This window comes from Xanthomonas sp. NCPPB 2864, from assembly GCF_056675615.1.
In genome coordinates, this window is the sequence record NZ_JBWWVS010000033.1 from 1 (window position 1) to 264 (window position 264).

Genomic DNA, 264 nt, shown 5'->3' on the forward strand with positions numbered 1-264 from the left:
AGGTATCGCTGCTGGCGATGTGCGTGTGTTGCGTGAAGGTCCAGATGTCGTGCTGGATCTGGGCAACGGCACTGACTCGGTGCGGTTGAAGGATTGGCTCAGCGGCGGCAATGAAAACGATGCGAGCAGCATCGAGCAGTTTGTCTTTGCCGATGGCACGATCTGGACGCCGGCGACTTTGCGGGCGATGGGCTTGACCACGCTAGGCACCGATGCGGCTGATACGTTGACCGGCTGGAACGGCAACGATCTGCTGCTCGGTGA

General features: G+C 60.2%; 1 protein-coding gene. It reads left to right on the forward strand.

What is annotated here, in order from left to right; translation table 11 throughout:
- Nucleotides 1-264 (forward strand): calcium-binding protein (locus AC1KVE_RS21035; RefSeq protein ID WP_481093051.1); only part of this gene is annotated, 264 nt, incomplete at both ends.